Annotated in this window: 17 protein-coding genes and 1 tRNA gene; 12 read left to right on the top strand and 6 right to left on the bottom strand. The window is 54.8% G+C overall.

What is annotated here, in order from left to right:
* Positions 1 to 5 precede the first annotated feature (5 nt).
* The 11 genes from atpB to H663_RS37595 all read left to right on the top strand — a co-directional run bounded on the left by atpB (position 6) and on the right by H663_RS37595 (position 8,888).
* On the top strand, positions 6 to 884 hold the full coding sequence (gene atpB / locus H663_RS37645; protein ID WP_053172781.1) for a F0F1 ATP synthase subunit A: 879 nt from the start codon (positions 6 to 8) through the stop codon (positions 882 to 884).
* 56 nt (positions 885 to 940) lie between these two features.
* Positions 941 to 1,189, top strand: a complete 249-nt coding sequence (gene atpE / locus H663_RS37640; protein WP_053172779.1) for a F0F1 ATP synthase subunit C — start codon at positions 941 to 943, stop codon at positions 1,187 to 1,189.
* Between the two features lie 36 nt (positions 1,190 to 1,225).
* Complete coding sequence (locus H663_RS37635) at positions 1,226 to 1,696, top strand: F0F1 ATP synthase subunit B (protein WP_053172777.1); 471 nt, start codon at positions 1,226 to 1,228, stop codon at positions 1,694 to 1,696.
* A 22-nt stretch (positions 1,697 to 1,718) separates the two neighbouring features.
* The gene (locus H663_RS37630) at positions 1,719 to 2,249 is read left to right on the top strand and encodes a F0F1 ATP synthase subunit delta (protein ID WP_053172775.1); all 531 of its coding nucleotides are present in this window, start codon (positions 1,719 to 1,721) and stop codon (positions 2,247 to 2,249) included.
* A 44-nt stretch (positions 2,250 to 2,293) separates the two neighbouring features.
* Positions 2,294 to 3,847 (top strand): F0F1 ATP synthase subunit alpha, encoded by a 1,554-nt coding sequence (gene atpA, locus H663_RS37625; protein ID WP_053172773.1) that lies wholly within the window; start codon positions 2,294 to 2,296, stop codon positions 3,845 to 3,847.
* Between the two features lie 27 nt (positions 3,848 to 3,874).
* Positions 3,875 to 4,762 carry a F0F1 ATP synthase subunit gamma gene (gene atpG / locus H663_RS37620; RefSeq protein ID WP_053172771.1) on the top strand — a complete coding sequence of 296 codons (888 nt, stop codon included), beginning with the start codon at positions 3,875 to 3,877 and terminating at the stop codon, positions 4,760 to 4,762.
* A gap of 38 nt (positions 4,763 to 4,800) precedes the next feature.
* Complete coding sequence (gene atpD / locus H663_RS37615; protein WP_053172769.1) at positions 4,801 to 6,204, top strand: F0F1 ATP synthase subunit beta; 1,404 nt, start codon at positions 4,801 to 4,803, stop codon at positions 6,202 to 6,204.
* Positions 6,205 to 6,274: 70 nt separating this feature from the next.
* Positions 6,275 to 6,688: a F0F1 ATP synthase subunit epsilon gene (locus H663_RS37610; RefSeq protein WP_053172767.1), complete on the top strand. Its 414-nt coding sequence runs from the start codon at positions 6,275 to 6,277 to the stop codon at positions 6,686 to 6,688.
* A gap of 186 nt (positions 6,689 to 6,874) precedes the next feature.
* Positions 6,875 to 7,324 (top strand): YybH family protein, encoded by a 450-nt coding sequence (locus tag H663_RS37605; RefSeq protein ID WP_053173586.1) that lies wholly within the window; start codon positions 6,875 to 6,877, stop codon positions 7,322 to 7,324.
* 6 nt (positions 7,325 to 7,330) lie between these two features.
* Positions 7,331 to 8,344: a YheT family hydrolase gene (locus H663_RS37600; protein WP_053172765.1), complete on the top strand. Its 1,014-nt coding sequence runs from the start codon at positions 7,331 to 7,333 to the stop codon at positions 8,342 to 8,344.
* Positions 8,337 to 8,888: a DUF2946 family protein gene (locus H663_RS37595; protein ID WP_053172763.1), complete on the top strand. Its 552-nt coding sequence runs from the start codon at positions 8,337 to 8,339 to the stop codon at positions 8,886 to 8,888. Before H663_RS37600 ends, H663_RS37595 begins: the two co-directional genes overlap by 8 nt.
* Positions 8,889 to 8,932: 44 nt before the next feature.
* On the opposite strand, the gene H663_RS37590 is transcribed toward H663_RS37595, so the two are convergent.
* Positions 8,933 to 9,448, bottom strand: coding sequence for a c-type cytochrome (locus H663_RS37590; protein WP_053172762.1), 516 nt, complete (start codon positions 9,446 to 9,448; stop codon positions 8,933 to 8,935).
* 140 nt (positions 9,449 to 9,588) lie between these two features.
* On the opposite strand from H663_RS37590, the gene H663_RS37585 reads away from it, so the two are divergent.
* Positions 9,589 to 9,664, top strand: a tRNA-Arg gene (locus H663_RS37585).
* Between the two features lie 451 nt (positions 9,665 to 10,115).
* Here the strand turns inward: H663_RS37585 and H663_RS37580 are convergent.
* From H663_RS37580 to H663_RS37560, 5 genes are read right to left on the bottom strand one after another with little or no spacing between them, the layout of a single operon-like run.
* Entirely contained in the window at positions 10,116 to 10,928 is an 813-nt protein-coding gene (locus H663_RS37580; protein WP_133240061.1) for a helix-turn-helix domain-containing protein, read from the bottom strand.
* The gene (locus H663_RS37575; protein ID WP_053172757.1) at positions 10,916 to 11,587 is read right to left on the bottom strand and encodes a helix-turn-helix domain-containing protein; all 672 of its coding nucleotides are present in this window, start codon (positions 11,585 to 11,587) and stop codon (positions 10,916 to 10,918) included. Before H663_RS37575 ends, H663_RS37580 begins: the two co-directional genes overlap by 13 nt.
* A 24-nt stretch (positions 11,588 to 11,611) precedes the next feature.
* Positions 11,612 to 12,841 carry an HlyD family type I secretion periplasmic adaptor subunit gene (locus H663_RS37570; RefSeq protein WP_053172755.1) on the bottom strand — a complete coding sequence of 410 codons (1,230 nt, stop codon included), beginning with the start codon at positions 12,839 to 12,841 and terminating at the stop codon, positions 11,612 to 11,614.
* Entirely contained in the window at positions 12,838 to 15,054 is a 2,217-nt protein-coding gene (locus tag H663_RS37565; RefSeq protein WP_083451176.1) for a type I secretion system permease/ATPase, read from the bottom strand. The genes H663_RS37570 and H663_RS37565 overlap by 4 nt, the downstream gene beginning before the upstream one ends.
* Before the next feature lie 35 nt (positions 15,055 to 15,089).
* On the bottom strand, positions 15,090 to 16,457 hold the full coding sequence (locus tag H663_RS37560) for a TolC family protein (protein ID WP_165803946.1): 1,368 nt from the start codon (positions 16,455 to 16,457) through the stop codon (positions 15,090 to 15,092).
* Between the last annotated feature and the right edge of the window lie 292 nt (positions 16,458 to 16,749).

Here is a 16,749-nt window from a genome sequence, read left to right as displayed (position 1 = left end):
GATTTATGGCTGCTGAAAACGCTGGCGCGCACGCCCCAACGGCTGGAGAGTACATCCAGCACCACTTGCAACACCTGCAAATGAATTTTTCATTTGAGGGTGTGAAGCAAACCAACATCGTAGACTTCAGTCTGTTCAACCTGGACTCGGTGGTCTTCTCGCTGGTTCTTGGCGTGATCGGTTGTTTCGTGTTGTGGGCAGCGGCTCGCAAAGCCACTTCAGGCGTTCCCGGTCGTTTCCAGGCCGCGGTCGAGATATTGTCTGAAATGGTCGAAAACCAGGCCAAGGGCGTCATCCACAACGCCAAGAGCCGCAAGCTCATTTCTCCATTGGCATTGACCGTCTTCGTCTGGATTTTCCTGATGAACGCCATGGACATGTTGCCTGTCGACCTGATTCCTGCCGCGTGGCATGCCGCTGGTCCGGCTTTGGGCTTCAAAGATTACATGCGCGTGGTGCCAACAGCTGATTTGTCCACCACCCTGGGTCTGTCGTGCTCGGTGTTGTTCATCTGCCTGGTCTACAACATCAAAATCAAAGGCCTGGGTGGCTGGGCGCACGAGTTGATTGCTGCTCCCTTTGGTGACCATTGGGCTCTGTATCCGATTAACTTCTTGATGCAGATGATTGAATATTTGGCCAAGACGGTTTCGCATGGCATGCGACTGTTTGGCAACATGTTTGCAGGTGAGTTGGTGTTCATGTTGATTGCCCTCATGGGTGGCGGCTGGGCATTGTCGGCAACGGGTGTTGGTTTGGCCATTGGTCATGTCATCGCCGGAACCGTGTGGACTTTGTTCCACATCCTGGTCATCACCTTGCAAGCCTTCATCTTTATGATGTTGACGCTGATCTACACGGGTCAAGCGCACGACGCACATTGATGACACTTTTTCTCTCGTTTCTTGTTTCTTTTTCCAATCACTTTTAGGAGCTTCTCATGGAAAACATTCTCGGCCTGGTGGCATTGGCATGTGGTTTGATCGTTGGTCTGGGCGCTGTCGGTGCCTCCATCGGTATCGCATTGATGGGCGGTAAATTCCTCGAGTCTTCAGCTCGTCAACCTGAGTTGATGAACGAACTGCAAACCAAGATGTTCATCTTGGCCGGTCTGATTGACGCTGCGTTCCTGATCGGTGTGGCCATTGCTTTGCTGTTCGCCTTCGCCAACCCCTTCGTTCTGAAGTAATCCACGTACCTCTTCCAACAGAAGAAGGACTGAACCGTGAACATTAACGCTACTCTGTTCATTCAGATGATCGTTTTTGCGATTCTGGTGTGGTTCACGATGAAATTCGTGTGGCCCCCGATCACAAAAGCGCTCGACGAACGGGCACAGAAAATCGCTGACGGCCTCGCTGCCGCAGACAAAGCCAAAGCCGAACTCAGCAACGCCAATGCGCGTGTAGAGTCCGAATTGGCCCAGTCACGCAACGAGACGGCTTCGCGCCTGGCAGATGCCGAGCGCCGTGCAAATGGCATCGTTGACGAAGCCAAAGCACGAGCCACCGAAGAAGGCAACAAGATCATCGCCGCTGCCAAAGCCGAAGCTGAGCAGCAAGCTGTCAAAGCGCGTGAAGCTCTGCGTGAGCAGGTCGCAGCTTTGGCGGTCAAGGGTGCCGAGCAGATTCTCCGCAAGGAAGTCAATGCCGGTGTCCACGCTGATCTGCTGAGCCGCCTCAAGACCGAGCTGTAATCAGCTCCAGCCAGAGAAGACCATGGCAGAACTTGCTACCATCGCCCGCCCTTATGCCGACGCGCTTTTTAAAGCGCAGGCATCCGATCTTGCTGGCACGGCCGCCTGGCTGGATGAACTGTCTGCCGTTGCCGACAACGCGCAACTGCAACAGTTCATCGACAGTCCCAAAGTGTCCGACGAGCAGGCGTTTGAACTGATCTCCGGTGTGGTGCGCACAGCACTGCCCGAGGCTGGCAAGAACTTCCTGCGCCTGGTGATCGAAAACCGCCGTCTCAGTGTGCTGCCTGTCGTTGCACAGCAGTACCGGGCCCTTATGAATGCGCAAGCTGGCACCGCTGACGCGGTGGTTTACAGCGCTTTCCCCATCGACGCTGCGGCTTTGGTCGACTTGTCGTCCACGCTCGAAAAACGCTTTGCGCGCAAGCTCAATGTGAGCGTCGAGCTCGATGCTGCCCTGATCGGTGGTATCCGTGTGGTGGTGGGCGACGAGGTGCTCGATACCTCTGTCAAGGCCCGCCTGGAACAAATGAAATCGGCCCTCACCGCTTGATGCGGATTGAGACCGGACATATTTAAAGAAAGAAGGAAAGAGTCATGCAACTCAATCCCGCAGAAATTTCTGAACTGATCAAGAGCCGCATTGAAGGGCTGTCCGCCAGCGCCGATATCCGCAACCAAGGCACCGTAGTGTCTGTGACCGACGGTATCGTTCGCGTCCACGGTTTGTCGGATGTGATGCAGGGCGAAATGCTCGAATTCCCATCAACAGCAGATGGTGCTGCTACCTTTGGTCTGGCCCTGAACCTCGAGCGTGACTCGGTCGGTGCTGTGATCTTGGGTGAGTACGAGCACATCTCCGAAGGTGACACGGTCAAGTGCACAGGCCGCATTCTGGAAGTGCCTGTGGGCCCAGAATTGATTGGTCGCGTGGTGAACGCTTTGGGTCAGCCAATCGACGGCAAAGGTCCTATCAACGCAAAGATGACCGACGTGATTGAAAAAGTCGCCCCTGGCGTGATCGCACGTAAATCGGTGGACCAGCCGATGCAAACCGGCCTGAAGTCGATCGACTCCATGGTGCCCGTGGGCCGTGGTCAGCGCGAACTGATCATTGGTGACCGCCAAACTGGTAAGACCGCTGTCGCGATCGACGCCATCATCAACCAAAAAGGTCAGAACATGACCTGCGTTTACGTCGCCATTGGCCAAAAAGCCTCGTCGATCAAGAACGTGGTGCGTGCTCTTGAGCAAGCGGGTGCCATGGCCTACACCATCGTGGTGGCTGCCTCCGCCTCTGAATCTGCAGCCATGCAGTACGTGTCGGCCTATTCCGGTTGCACTATGGGCGAATACTTCCGTGACCGCGGCGAAGACGCATTGATCGTGTATGACGATCTGTCCAAGCAAGCTGTGGCTTACCGTCAAGTGTCTTTGCTCTTGCGCCGCCCACCAGGCCGCGAAGCCTACCCTGGCGATGTGTTCTATCTCCACAGCCGTCTGCTCGAGCGCGCAGCCCGGGTGAATGCCGACTACGTCGAAGCCTTCACCAAAGGTGCTGTGACTGGCAAAACAGGTTCCTTGACGGCTTTGCCCATCATCGAAACCCAAGCCGGTGACGTGTCCGCTTTCGTGCCAACCAACGTGATTTCGATCACCGACGGTCAGATCTTCCTGGAAACGTCCTTGTTCAACGCCGGCATCCGCCCTGCGATCAACGCCGGTATCTCGGTCTCGCGCGTGGGCAGCTCGGCTCAGACCAAGGTCATCAAAGGTCAATCAGGCGGTATCCGTACCGACTTGGCTCAGTACCGTGAATTGGCTGCGTTCGCGCAGTTCGCTTCCGATCTGGACGAGTCCACACGAAAGCAGCTCGACCGTGGCGCGCGCGTGACAGAATTGCTCAAGCAAGCCCAGTACAGCCCGCTCTCGATCAGCTTGATGGGTGCCAGCTTGTTTGCCGTGAACAAAGGCTTCATGGACGACATCGATGTCAAGAAGGTCCTGTCCTTCGAGCATGGCTTGCACGCTTACCTGAAAGATTCGTGCGCCGCATTGCTGGCCAAGATCGAAAGCTCCAAAGCGCTGGACAAAGAGGCAGAAGCCGAATTGAACACCGCCGTGGCCGCTTTCAAGAAAAGCTTTGCTTAATTTCTACCTGATCAAAAGGAGCCTCTGATGGCATCGGGCAAGGAACTACGCACCAAGATCAAATCGGTGGAAAACACCAAGAAGATCACCAAGGCCATGGAGATGATTTCCGTCTCCAAAATGCGCAAAGCGCAGGAGCGTATGCGCACTGCCCGGCCTTACAGCGAGAAGATTCGTAGCATTGCGACCCATCTCGGTCAGGCCAACCCTGAGTACGTGCACGCTTTCATGAAGCAAAACGACGGCAAGTCGGTGGGCTTCATTGTGGTGACCACGGACAAAGGTTTGTGCGGTGGTTTGAACACCAACCTGCTGCGCGCTGTGACGGGTAAATTGCGTGAAACGCAGTCTGAAGGCAAGACGCCACTGGCCGTGGCCATTGGCGGTAAAGGTTTGGGCTTCCTGAACCGCGTCAACGCGAAAGTGGTGGCACATGTGACCCATTTGGGCGACAAGCCACACCTGGAAAAGCTGATTGGCCCCGTCAAGGTGCTGCTCGATGCTTACGCCGCTGGTGAGGTGAGCGCTGTGTATCTGTGCTACAACAAGTTTGTCAGCACCATGGCACAAGTGCCCACCATCGACCAATTGTTGCCACTGTCTTCCTCCCAAATGGAAGCTGACACCAAGGCGGCAGGTACCGTGGCACATGGATGGGATTACATCTATGAGCCCGATGCACAGTCGGTCATTGACGATTTGTTGATCCGTTATGCAGAAGCCCTGGCTTACCAAGCTGTGGCCGAAAACATGGCCTCAGAGCATGCAGCACGGATGGTGGCCATGAAGGCCGCCACAGACAACGCTGGCAATGTGATTGGTGAGCTCAAGCTCGTCTACAACAAGACCCGTCAAGCCGCCATCACCAAAGAACTGTCGGAAATCGTCTCTGGCGCAGCCGCGATCAGCGGTTGATTCCCAGTTCAGCAAATTCAAATTATTTGGAGCGAAAAATGCAAGCCCAAGGAAAAATTGTCCAGTGTATTGGCGCCGTGGTCGACGTGGAGTTTCCACGCAACCAGATGCCTAAAATTTATGACGCGCTCAAAATGGAAGGCTCTGCGCTGACCCTGGAAGTGCAGCAGCAACTCGGTGACGGCATCGTGCGGACCATTGCGCTCGGCTCATCCGACGGTTTGCGCCGCGGCTTGATCGTGTCCAACACCGGCAACCCGATCACGGTTCCCGTCGGTAAAGCCACATTGGGTCGCATCATGGACGTGCTCGGCGCGCCCATTGACGAGCGTGGCCCCGTCAGCCAAGAACTGACCGCATCGATTCACCGCAAAGCCCCCGCTTACGATGAACTGAGCCCTTCACAAGAATTGCTGGAAACCGGCATCAAGGTGATTGACCTGGTTTGCCCTTTCGCCAAAGGCGGTAAGGTCGGCTTGTTCGGTGGTGCCGGTGTGGGCAAAACCGTGAACATGATGGAACTCATCAACAACATCGCCAAGGCGCACAGCGGTTTGTCCGTGTTTGCTGGTGTGGGTGAGCGTACCCGTGAAGGTAACGACTTCTACCACGAGATGGCCGACTCCGGCGTCGTGAATTTGGAGAACCTGCCTGAGTCCAAAGTGGCCATGGTTTACGGTCAAATGAACGAGCCACCAGGCAACCGTCTTCGCGTCGCCTTGACCGGTCTGACCATCGCTGAATCCTTCCGTGACGAAGGCAAAGACGTGTTGTTCTTCGTGGACAACATCTACCGCTACACACTGGCCGGTACCGAAGTGTCCGCTTTGTTGGGTCGTATGCCCTCTGCTGTGGGTTACCAGCCAACCCTCGCCGAAGAAATGGGCCGTTTGCAAGAACGTATCACGTCGACCAAAGTCGGCTCGATCACATCGATTCAGGCCGTTTACGTGCCAGCCGATGACTTGACCGACCCATCGCCAGCGACCACTTTCGCTCACTTGGACTCCACCGTCGTGTTGTCGCGTGACATCGCTTCGCTCGGTATCTACCCAGCGGTCGATCCACTGGACTCCACCAGCCGTCAGCTGGACCCATTGGTTGTGGGTCAAGACCACTACGAAACAGCCCGCGCTGTCCAGGGCACTTTGCAGCGTTACCGCGAACTGCGCGACATCATCGCCATCATGGGTATGGACGACTTGGCTCCTGAAGACAAGTTGGCTGTGGCCCGTGCTCGCAAGATCCAGCGTTTCCTGTCGCAGCCTTTCCACGTTGCTGAAGTGTTCACCGGTTCGCCTGGCAAGTACGTCACACTGGCCGAAACCATCCGTGGTTTCAAAATGATTGTGGCTGGCGAGTGCGATCACCTGCCCGAACAAGCCTTCTACATGGTCGGTACCATCGACGAAGCATTCGAAAAGGCCAAAAAGGCAGCTTAAAGCCATGCTGAGGGGTGGCTTTAAAGCCTCCCCTCGGTCCGCTTATAAGCACCTTTTTATAGGAGTAAACATGAACACCATCCACGTTGATGTGGTCAGTGCCGAAGAATCCATCTACTCGGGTGAGGCCCGATTTGTGGCTTTGCCTGGCGAGTCTGGCGAGTTGGGCATCTACCCACGCCACACGCCTTTGATCACCCGCATCAAGGCCGGTTCAGTTCGCATCGAAAAGGCCGACGGCGGGGAGGAATTTGTTTTCGTCGCTGGCGGCATACTTGAAGTCCAGCCTGACTGCGTGACCGTTTTGTCAGACACCGCGATCCGCGGCAAAGACCTGGACGAAGAAAAAGCCAATGCCGCCAAGCAATTGGCCGAAGAAGCTCTGCGCAACGCCAAAAGTGAAATCGACTTGGCCGTGGCGCAGTCCGAATTGGCCGTGCTTGCGGCTCAGTTGTCGGCCCTGCGCAAATACCGCAAAAAATAAAGCATTTGCGTAAACAGATGGGCTGACTCAGCAAGTTAAGTTCAGTCAAAAAACCCGGCACAGCCTTCTGTGACCGGGTTTTTTCTTTCGTGGGTTTCTTGCATCGACACAGTAAGGCAACACACAAGGCAGGGACAGTCAAACAAGGCAAAATGTTGAAATGAAACGATGCTACAAGACAAGCCCATGAAACGCTCAAAACTGCAAGCGGCCGTGGTCGGTGGTACCCCCGATGACATCGAGCATACTTTTTACGAAGCCCTGCACAACGCCGACATCGGACAACTCATGGCTTGTTGGGCAGAAGAAGACGACATCGTGTGTGTTCACCCGGGGGGTGGTCGCCTGATTGGAGCTGGAGCGATTCGGTCCACTTTCGAGGCCATGTTCAACAATGGCAGCGTGCAGGCCTTTCCAGAGCGGGTGCACAAGGTTCAATCCTTGGCCAGTTCGGTGCACCACTTGGTTGAAAGGGTGGAAGTCATCACACCACAAGGGGTGCGGCAGGCCTATGTCATTGCGACCAACGTCTACCATAAGACACCTCAAGGTTGGCGCATGGTGGCCCACCACGCCAGCCCTGGCACGTCCAAAGATGCGGCCGATGTGGGAGCCAAACCCACGGTCTTTCACTGAAACCTTATGCTTTACCAAGCACCCACCTGGCTGCCAGGTGGACACGCCCAAACCATCTGGTCTGCGCTGTACACACGCAGGCATTGGAGGCCACTGAAGCCCTTGATGCGAGAGCGTTGGCCAACACCTGATGGCGACTTTCTGGATATTGACAAGCAAGCAGCCAGCCGATCGGATCGACCGTTGCTCGTCTTGTTTCATGGTCTGGAGGGCTCATCGGCTAGCCACTATGCACAGGCCTTTGCCGACTGGGCAGCTGAGAAAGACTTGAATTTGGCATTGCCCCACTTTCGAGGCTGCAGTGGTGAACTCAACCACGCACCACGCGCCTACCATTCAGGAGACCATCAAGAGATCGATTGGCTACTGCAACGACTGCGCTCAGACCACAGGGCTTGCGGCGGACAAACACTGGTGGCTGTTGGCATTTCCCTGGGCGGCAATGCTTTAATGCGCTGGGCTGCCGAACACGGCCACCAAGCCCAACTCAGTGCAGATGCTGTGGCATCCATTTGTTCCCCGCTGGATCTGATGGAAAGCGGTTTGGCGATTGGCCGTGGCCTGAATCGTTGGATCTACACCCCAATGTTCTTGCGCAGCATGAAGCCCAAGGCCATGGCCAAATGGGCGCAACACCCCGGTTTGTTTGACAAAGACGCTTTGCTGAACGCCAAAGACCTCTATGCCTTTGACAATGTCTTCACCGCCCCCTTGCATGGCTTTAAAGACACAGAGGATTACTGGACCCGTGCCTCAGCAAAACCCTTGATGTGCGATATCCGCTTGCCTGCGTTGGCCCTCAATGCATTGAATGATCCTTTTGTGCCTGCCAGCAGTTTGCCGGGACCAGGTGATGTGTCAAGCAGCGTGACCTTATGGCAGCCAGACCAGGGTGGCCATGTCGGTTTTGCTCAAGGACGCTGGCCTGCTCATGTGCGGGCCTTGCCCGATTCGGTGGGGGCTTGGCTGTTGCAGTCCGCAGGTAACGGGGAAAAAACGGAGGATTCAAAACATGGATGACATTGTTTTGCAAGCCATGGCTAAATGGCCCGATGTTCCGGATTGTTATGGTTGGCTGGGTCTGGACAGTCGAGGTCAATGGTGGATGCGAGATGACAGCGCACAGGCCTTGGGCGTGTTTCAAAGCGGTCTACCTGGGGCTAAAGGTTCGCTGTTGCATCACACCAAATTGATCGATTTCATCCAGCGTAACTACGAGCCCGATGCGCTGGGGTGTTGGTATTTTCAGAACGGACCGCAACGCGTGTACATCGAACTTGAGGTCACACCCCATATATGGCGCATTGAGGATGATTTTGCAGTCACTTCCCACACGGGGGCATCAGCAACAGTGCACAAGAGTCTGGTGGATGAATATGGCAAGCTCTATCTGCACACCACGCTGGGATTGGGTTTGGTGCATACACTTGATGTGCAAAGGGCAGCGCAAGCGCTGGAGATGGCGCGATGGACTTTGGAAGACGCTGTTGCAGATGAACTGCCCGATCAATATGGCTATGTGATGAGCCCACAAAAAACAAAAAATGGAATCCAACAGGCATAAAAAAACCGACGATCAACGCCGGTTTTTTTAAAGAGGGTGGAAACTTACTTGGCAGCTTCAGGGGCTTTGGGCTCGACAAACTTGCCGCCAGCAGCGTTGGCCATATATACAACAGCACGGGCAATTTCTGTGTCGTTGAAATCTCCACCAGCTTGGGCACCCATGGCACCCTTGCCCTTGAGGGCTGAGTTCACCAGAGCATCAAGTCCTTGGCCCAAACGTGCACGCCATGCACCAGCTTCTGCAAATTTGGGAGCGCCAGCTGCACCAACTTCATGGCATGCCGCGCACTGCGCTTTGTAGACTTCAGAACCAGATTTAAGTGGCCGATTGGCATCGCGAACTTCAACAGAACCGATTTTCTGGATACGAAGTGCAGTGGCCTTTTCGGTGTCGACGGCACCAGCGCCGGGTTTGTTGGCAGATGTCACATAGAAAACCAAGCCAATGATGATGAACACTGGAATAACGAAGGAGGCCAAACTCAGCAAAAGCATCTGCTTAGGGGTTTTGACTGGGCCTGTGTGGGCTTCGTGCTGATCGTGGCTGTTGTCACTCATAAAATCCTCTGTAGGGGCGTGGCCACAAGGGCCAATGTGATGATCGAAATCAACCGATGATTATAGCGTTGAGCCTCCACAGATCATGGATAAATGCCAAGCGAAGGTGCAGGCGTGAGATAATTCAAACCTTGTGAAGTGCGGCTGTAGCTCAGTGGATAGAGTATTGGCCTCCGAAGCCAAGGGTCGTGGGTTCGATCCCCGCCAGCCGCACCAAACTCCAATTCGCCACCCTTCGCGGTGGCGTTTTTGTTGGTGCTAAAAAGTTCATGGATAACGTTCAGCGAGTCGATTCAAGACGGTGTAATTGAACGTCAGAAAATGCACTGAAAATGACTTTGTCAAATCAAAAAGCGGAGGGGCTGCCAGAGGAACCTGACGGTGTGCTGGGAAAAAAAGACTCAGAAAATTGGGCTTGAACGCGATACCTTGAGCTGGGTATGGTTGTGGTCTGAAAGCCGAGCCATTCGCGCAATTTGGAGTCCGGCGCGTGGGCATAAATTGAGTCCACGCTCACAGCATGACGGGCCTGTGTGCACACAACTGAATGAAAAATTTCGTGTACTGCTGAAGGTGTCCGCTCGTCTAAAGGGTGGCCACGAGTACATCCTTACAAGGGGTGCGACATCAGGTGCATGTGCCTCACTGGGCTTGCACAAATTGATCGTCAGACGATTTGCTGGACGTTTCGCAAAAATTGATAAAACTCAGGCCAGTACTGCCGTACGAAACCTTCTTTTTCGGCCACATAAAACGAAGCAGCTGTCAAGCCAATTGCGGTCATCAGCCACCACAGGCCTCGACCAGAACGAACATGAGCGGATGGCTGTTCGATGCGTTTAACTTCTGGTTCGTCAACAGCTTGCGAATCAGCCGAGGGGGTCGATAAACCAAGGGCAAACGTGGTTTGTGCAGCTGGCGATGTTTTGCCATGAGGCATGGTTGAAGCCTCGTTGAGGGAATTGTGCGAATTCACGGCAATATCAATGGGTGAAGGGGCAGGTGGAATGGATGAATTAGGGGCGTTCGTGGCCGAAAGGGCTGTGGGGGGGACAGCTGGGGTGACGCCCCTGACGAGGGTGCTGCGTTGCAAGGTCACGACATTGTGGGCTGTTTGCAGGACCTCAAAACTTTCGTCGATATGGTCCCAATCAATGCCCAAAAGTTGAGCGACTCTGCGTGCTGCTTGTTGGCGCAAATTGTCCGAATAAAAGAGACTGTCAACGCCTTTCTCGATTTCGTAGAGTTGCGCGACGGAAATACAGGCTTCGGTCGCGAGCACCGCTGGATCAAGATTTTGGGTCAGACGCAGTTGCCTGAGGACTTGACCCTTCATGTCGAATGTGGGGTCGTTGCCTAGGCCCAATAGAGTCACTGCATCGCGGTTGGCTTGCAACAAGTTTTTGTTGTGTCCGGGCCGAGCCAGCGTTCTCGACAAAGGTGAATTCTTTGAGAATGAGGTGAGCATCAGTTCCGGCATGAGGCGACAACTCCTGTGAGGTATGCGTGCAACCACAAGGGATTCAAGGGACCTGAAATGACTTGAATCGTCGAAGGTGCACCCGCTTGTATGGCTGAGCTTAACCCTTTTTCTTGACTGATGAGAACTACGGACAAAGGCGCGCGACCGCGTTGATTGAAATTCTCAAGCGCTTGGAAGGTTTTTTCTTGTTGAGCGCGGGGCATGGACATTTCAACAACCATCATGTCCGGTCGTTTACTGGACAGTTCCAGCAAGGCTTCAGTGACGGAGTCGAAGAAAGTGACGTCGACCGCAAAGTCCCAAAGAGAATAGTCCTTGATCAAATCTGACAACAATGCAGGGGTCTCCACCACCACCGTGACGCGTGGTCGAATGGTTGCCTTTGCATAGTTGCCCAGAACGCTGCGCGAAGCGTTTTGGTAGTCCAAAATGGAATCGATGGAAATGCGGCGGTGGCCGCCACGCGTCTTCCAGCCCTTGAGATCACCCTGATCGACAAGCGTTTGTACCAGCGTGGTGGAAAGCCCCAACATCCTGGCGGCCTCAGCTGTGCTTAAAAACTGTGGGGCATTCATGTCTGACTTGCGCTTCAAGGCGGGTTGAGATTCCGGCGAGGGAATGATTTCTTCGATGGACATGGTGTGGTCTTCACTCATAGGTATCTCCTGAATGTTGGTGATTCAACGTTCACGCAATGCTTGCGTCACGTTTTGCAAAGGTCGGAAGAGGTACTCAAGGACACTCTTTTGTCCGGTTCGGATTTCAACGGTGGCGGTCATGCCGGGCAGGGGCACAAGCTTGAGCCCACGTCGCATGCTTTCAGGTTCCCTGACACGAACCATGATTCGGTAAAAGCCTTCTTCAAGTTCTACCGGATTGCCTGGCTTGCGTTGCTTTTCATCACGCATGGTGTCAGGGCTCAAATGCTCCAGCACGCCATCGAGTCCACCGTATTTGTTGAAGTCATAGGCAGTCAATTTGACGGTGGCTTTTTGGCCGATCTTCAAAAAGGCGACTTCAGATGGCTTGACATAGGCCTCCACCAACATTTCGTCTTCGGTGGGCACAATTTCCAAAATGGGCTGACCAGCTTGAACGACTCCACCCACGGTGGTGATCTGCACATTTTTGACAATCCCCTTCATGGGCGATTTGATGGTGGTGCGGTTGAGCGCATCCGCGCGGGCAGCGCTGTTTTCCTTGGTCTGAGATAACTCGGATGAGACGCGTACCAGCTCATTGTTGGCATCTGTCAAATAACGGTTTTGGCGTTCGGCGCGCTGGCCTTGCAGGTCAGCCAATTGCCGCTTGAGGCGCAACAATTCCACTTCAGACATCACGCCTTGTTTAACCATGGGTTCGGTGATGTTGAGCTCACGCGTGACGGCTGCCAGCGAACTGTCCAATGCCGTGAGCGATTCAAAGAGTGCTCGTTTGCGTGCATTAAAGGCCTGCATTTCCTGCTGCATCAGGGCAGGGTAGGCTTTGAGTTCGGGGGGGAATGACAGGGCCGTGCCGTAAGACTCGGCTTTCAGTCGCGCGGCCATGGCCGCAAGTGAAAGGTATTTTTCTTGCGATTCCCGGTAAACCGCACCACTGCGCGCGTCGTCAATGCGAAGCAGGATCTGGTCTTTTTCCACCACGCTGCCTTCTCGCACCAGCATTTCACTGAGAACCCCCGAGTCGAGACTTTGGATGACTTGTTCGCGGCTGGTGGGGATGACTTTGCCCTGACCCCGCGTGATTTCATCCAAGTCAAACTGGTGGGCCCATACCAGGGCGACGATCAGCGTGAAGCCTGTCATCCAGACCAATGTTTTACTGGCACGGCGCTCGTCGTCCTCAACCGTGTCAATGCCGAATCCGGAGCCTTGCATGCTCTTGTAGCGTTTGTCATTTTTGCGTTTCATGCTGCAGCCCCCTGTGCGCGAGCAGAGTTCACGTCAATGCCGCGTGAGAGTTTGTCGATCATTTCTTGTTTAGGCCCCAACGCGACGCACTGACCGTTGTCGATGACCGCAATCATGTCAACCCATTCAAGAAGTTGGGGGCGGTGTGTGGACATCAGCAAAGTGCGGCCGTGCAACCACTCCTTCATCACCGCAATCACACGGGCTTCCGTGTTTTGGTCCATGTTGGCGGTGGGCTCGTCCATGAAGACCAGTTGCGGGTTGCGCAGCATCATGCGGGCAATGGACAGCAGCTGGCGTTGACCACCGGACAGGCCGCCACCGGCTTCGGTGATGGGCATGTCAAGGCCCATGGGGTGATTGGCCACCATGTCGTAGATGTTCAGGGTCTTGAGCACTTCCGTGATCTTCATGTCGCTGATCCAGCTGTCGGCCAACACCATGTTTTCACGCAGCGTGCCCATGAACAACTGGGGGTCTTGGCCCACATAACCAATACGGCTGCGAACTTCGACAGGCTCCAGTTGCTGCAAGTCGACACCATCGAGCCGAACATTGCCCGCCTGAGGCAAATACAGGCCGGCCATGAGGCGCAGCAAAGTGCTCTTGCCGCTGCCGACACGTCCCAACATGGCCACCTTTTGACCAGGGGCGATGTTGATGGACAGTTTCTTGATCACTGGAATCTTGTGCTGTCCGGGATAGGCAAATTCAAGCGCTTCACCTTGCAGACCGCCGTGAATGACCTCTGGCACCACATAGTTACGTCCGTGAATGCGGTCGCGTGGTCGTTTCATCAAGCCATCGAGGGTTTCAAGCGAGGTGACGGCTTGCTGGTAACGTGTCGCCAAAGACATCACGCTGGCCAATGGTCCCAGGGCGCGACCGGCCAAAATCACTGCAGCCATCAATCCACCAACCGTCAAGGTGTTGGCGTGAATCATGTACACACCGGCCACCACCATGCCCACCGTCACCAACTGCTGCACAGCGGTGGTCAGGCCCATGACCCAGTTGGTCAGGCTGCGCGATCTTTTGTAGGAATCGGCACCGGCCAGATTGGACATTTCCCAGCGGCGTTGCAGATAGCTTTCTGCGTTGTGGGCTTTGAGGAGTTCCAGGTTCAGCACAGCTTCGACCAAGACGCTTTGCTTGTCGCCAGACTCTTTCATGTTGTCGCGCATGGCTGACATGAGCGATTTTTGAGATGCCAGGCCGATGAGAATCAACAAAGGCACAGCCAAACCAGGAATCCACGCCAGGGGACCGGCCACGATCGCAATCAATGCCAGGAACATCAGGACAAATGGCATGTCGGCCAGCAAGACCAAAGATGCGGAGGAAAAGAAGTCACGAAGGGATTCAAAGTCACGCATCGAGCTGGCAAAAATGCCCACAGACTGAGGTCGGTGCTCCAGGCGAATGGCCATGATTTCGCGCAGCAAGGTGGCGTTGATGGCCAAATCGGCCTTCTTGCCGCCCAAATCCACCAAACGGGCTTTGAGCCAACGCATGATGAATTCCATGACAATGGCCGCAGCGGTGCCAATGGCCAGCGTCCACAATGATGCGTAAGCGCTGGTCGGCACGACGCGGTCATACACGTTCATGGTGAAGAACACGCTGGCCAAGGTCAGCACGTTGGCCACCACCGTGGCGATCATGGACTCCACATAAAAGTGACGGAATCGCCACAGCGTCCCCCAGAACCAACCGAAGGCTGCGCCTTTGAAAGGCGTGAGTGTTTGGTCGTGGCGCGTGGGGGGTAACTTCAGAGCCAGCACTTCTGGTCGCGCCAGGCCCTGCAACTCGGCCAAGGAGATGAGCTGGTCCTCCATGCCCGTTTCTGCCCACCAGACAACAGCGTTGGGGCCATCAATATTGCGCAAAACACAGGCACGGCCATCCGTGAGCGACATCAGCACGGGCAACACGTAGTGTGGGATATCCGCGATGCGGGTGCGCGACCAAGCGGCCATCAGGCCGTTTTTGTGCGCCATATCCGGATAAGCCGCCATGGGCACGCGACCACGCTCATCCAGTGCAAAGCCCGCACGCAAGACCTGGAAATGAACCGGGCGTCCCAGCAACTTGGCCGTCATGGCCAAGCACATCAGCAATGGATCGTTCATGCCGTCGCTGGCTTTTTTGTCCGGTGGCGGGGACTTGAGTCCGGCGGCACCAGGGGGAGAAAAGTTCAATAAATTAGTCATGGACCATCAATTCATTAAAGTGTTCAGGGTGCTCATCAACGCCCGGCTTGGGTAACGAGTCCAGGCTCAGAGTTGAAGCGGCGCGCCAACTCACCTGTGGATGCCAACAAGCGCACGCGAGCGATACGCTCGTCATGAAACGCTGTTCTTGCAGTCGATCGGTAACTGAAGGCATCAGCCTGCATGTTCAGCAACTCCAAAAGGGATCTGCGGGCGACGCGGAACTGTTGGCGGTAGGAGTCGACCAATTTGTCTCCAACATCGGATTGCGCATTGCCAGTGATCGTGCGCGATTGGGCCGACGCCCATTCTTGCCAAGCCAAAGCGGCTTTTTCTCTGGCCAATAAACGGGCTTCATCCATGGCAAACTGCGCTGCTTTGAGTTGGCTGACAGCAGTCTCCACGGCGGCTGAAGCGTTGCCACCTGAATAAAGCGGCGCGTTCAGTTGCAACTGGGTGAGGACCTCATTGCGGGTTGTTGCAGTCGCCACTTGTCTGGAGACCGCCAGGTCAACGGTGGGCCAGTGTTGGGCTTTGGCCATGCGCACAGCCGCTTCAGCGGCTTGCACTTGGGCTTGCGATTGGGCGATGACAGGCAAATTGCTGGACACCATGTCCATGGCAGCGGCCATCGTTAAAGGCATACGACCCAGAGGCCCCGAGCTGGAGACCGCTTCATCCAGCCCCATGGGTCGGGCATCGAGAGGGCCAGACCAGTAACGGGTCATGCGCTGAATGGCCTGGGAGAAATCTGATTTGCGTTGCTGCAAGTTCAGCGTCGCGTTTTCCATCCGCACCAGGGCTTGCTCATAGTCCACGCGGCGGCCCTTGTCGACCTCTGAGATTTTGCGAATGTCATCCAGCGTCTCGCGGTGTGAATTCACATTGCGAACGGCCAAGCTGTACAGGTCGGCTGTCTTGGCCCAGTTGAGGTAAGCCTCAGCAGCTTGTTGGGCCACGTCTTCCAGAGTGATGGCTTGTTGGAATTCGGACGCGCGAGCCAGTGCTTCAGAGCGCTGAGAGTCAGCTTCAATCTTGCCGCCTGACCACAAGTTCAAACGCGTTGTGGGAGACAAAGTCAGTCGTTGATTCGATGGCAATGCCGTGCCGGAAGCATAGGCGTTGGCCGTGGCTGAAACCCCAATTTGTGGGTAATGGGCACTGCGAGCGCGAGCAATGTCAGACCGTGCGGCTGCAGATTTGGCATTGGCAGACTGGATTGACGGGTAATCCTGCAAGGCTTTTGATACGACGGCTGGCAATGATTGCGCGCAGACACTGGCGGTCAGTCCAGACAAGACGAATGTTCCCAGGACCTGCCAAACCTGCTTGGAGCCCGCCCAGAAACGAGCGTGCGCGATGGGCATAGGCCCGTTGCCGCGAGTTCGTTTTTGATAAATCATATTGAGCATCAAGAGAAAATTGCCAAGTACATGAAAACTGTAATTCTCAAGATAAAGTTCTTGGTACGAATCCACCAATTGGGGTACGCCTTTGGGGGTTTTTGGTGATGATTCGATTGAAAGATGAAAAAATAGAAACTTAAATACACTTAATCTAAATGAATGAATTCCAAAAAATTAAAAAAATTTTTTCATCTTTTTCATGAGTTAGGTGATTTTTTTCTACACTGATGCGTGTCTTTGTACAAAGAAGCAGCATGATAAATGTTTTACAGGCGCTCTAATGGCCTTC

It is taken from the genome of Limnohabitans planktonicus II-D5 (genome assembly GCF_001270065.2).
In the GTDB taxonomy this organism is placed as follows: Bacteria; Pseudomonadota; Gammaproteobacteria; order Burkholderiales; family Burkholderiaceae_C; genus Limnohabitans_A; species Limnohabitans_A planktonicus.
This window is presented reverse-complemented; position numbering and strand designations above follow the sequence as displayed.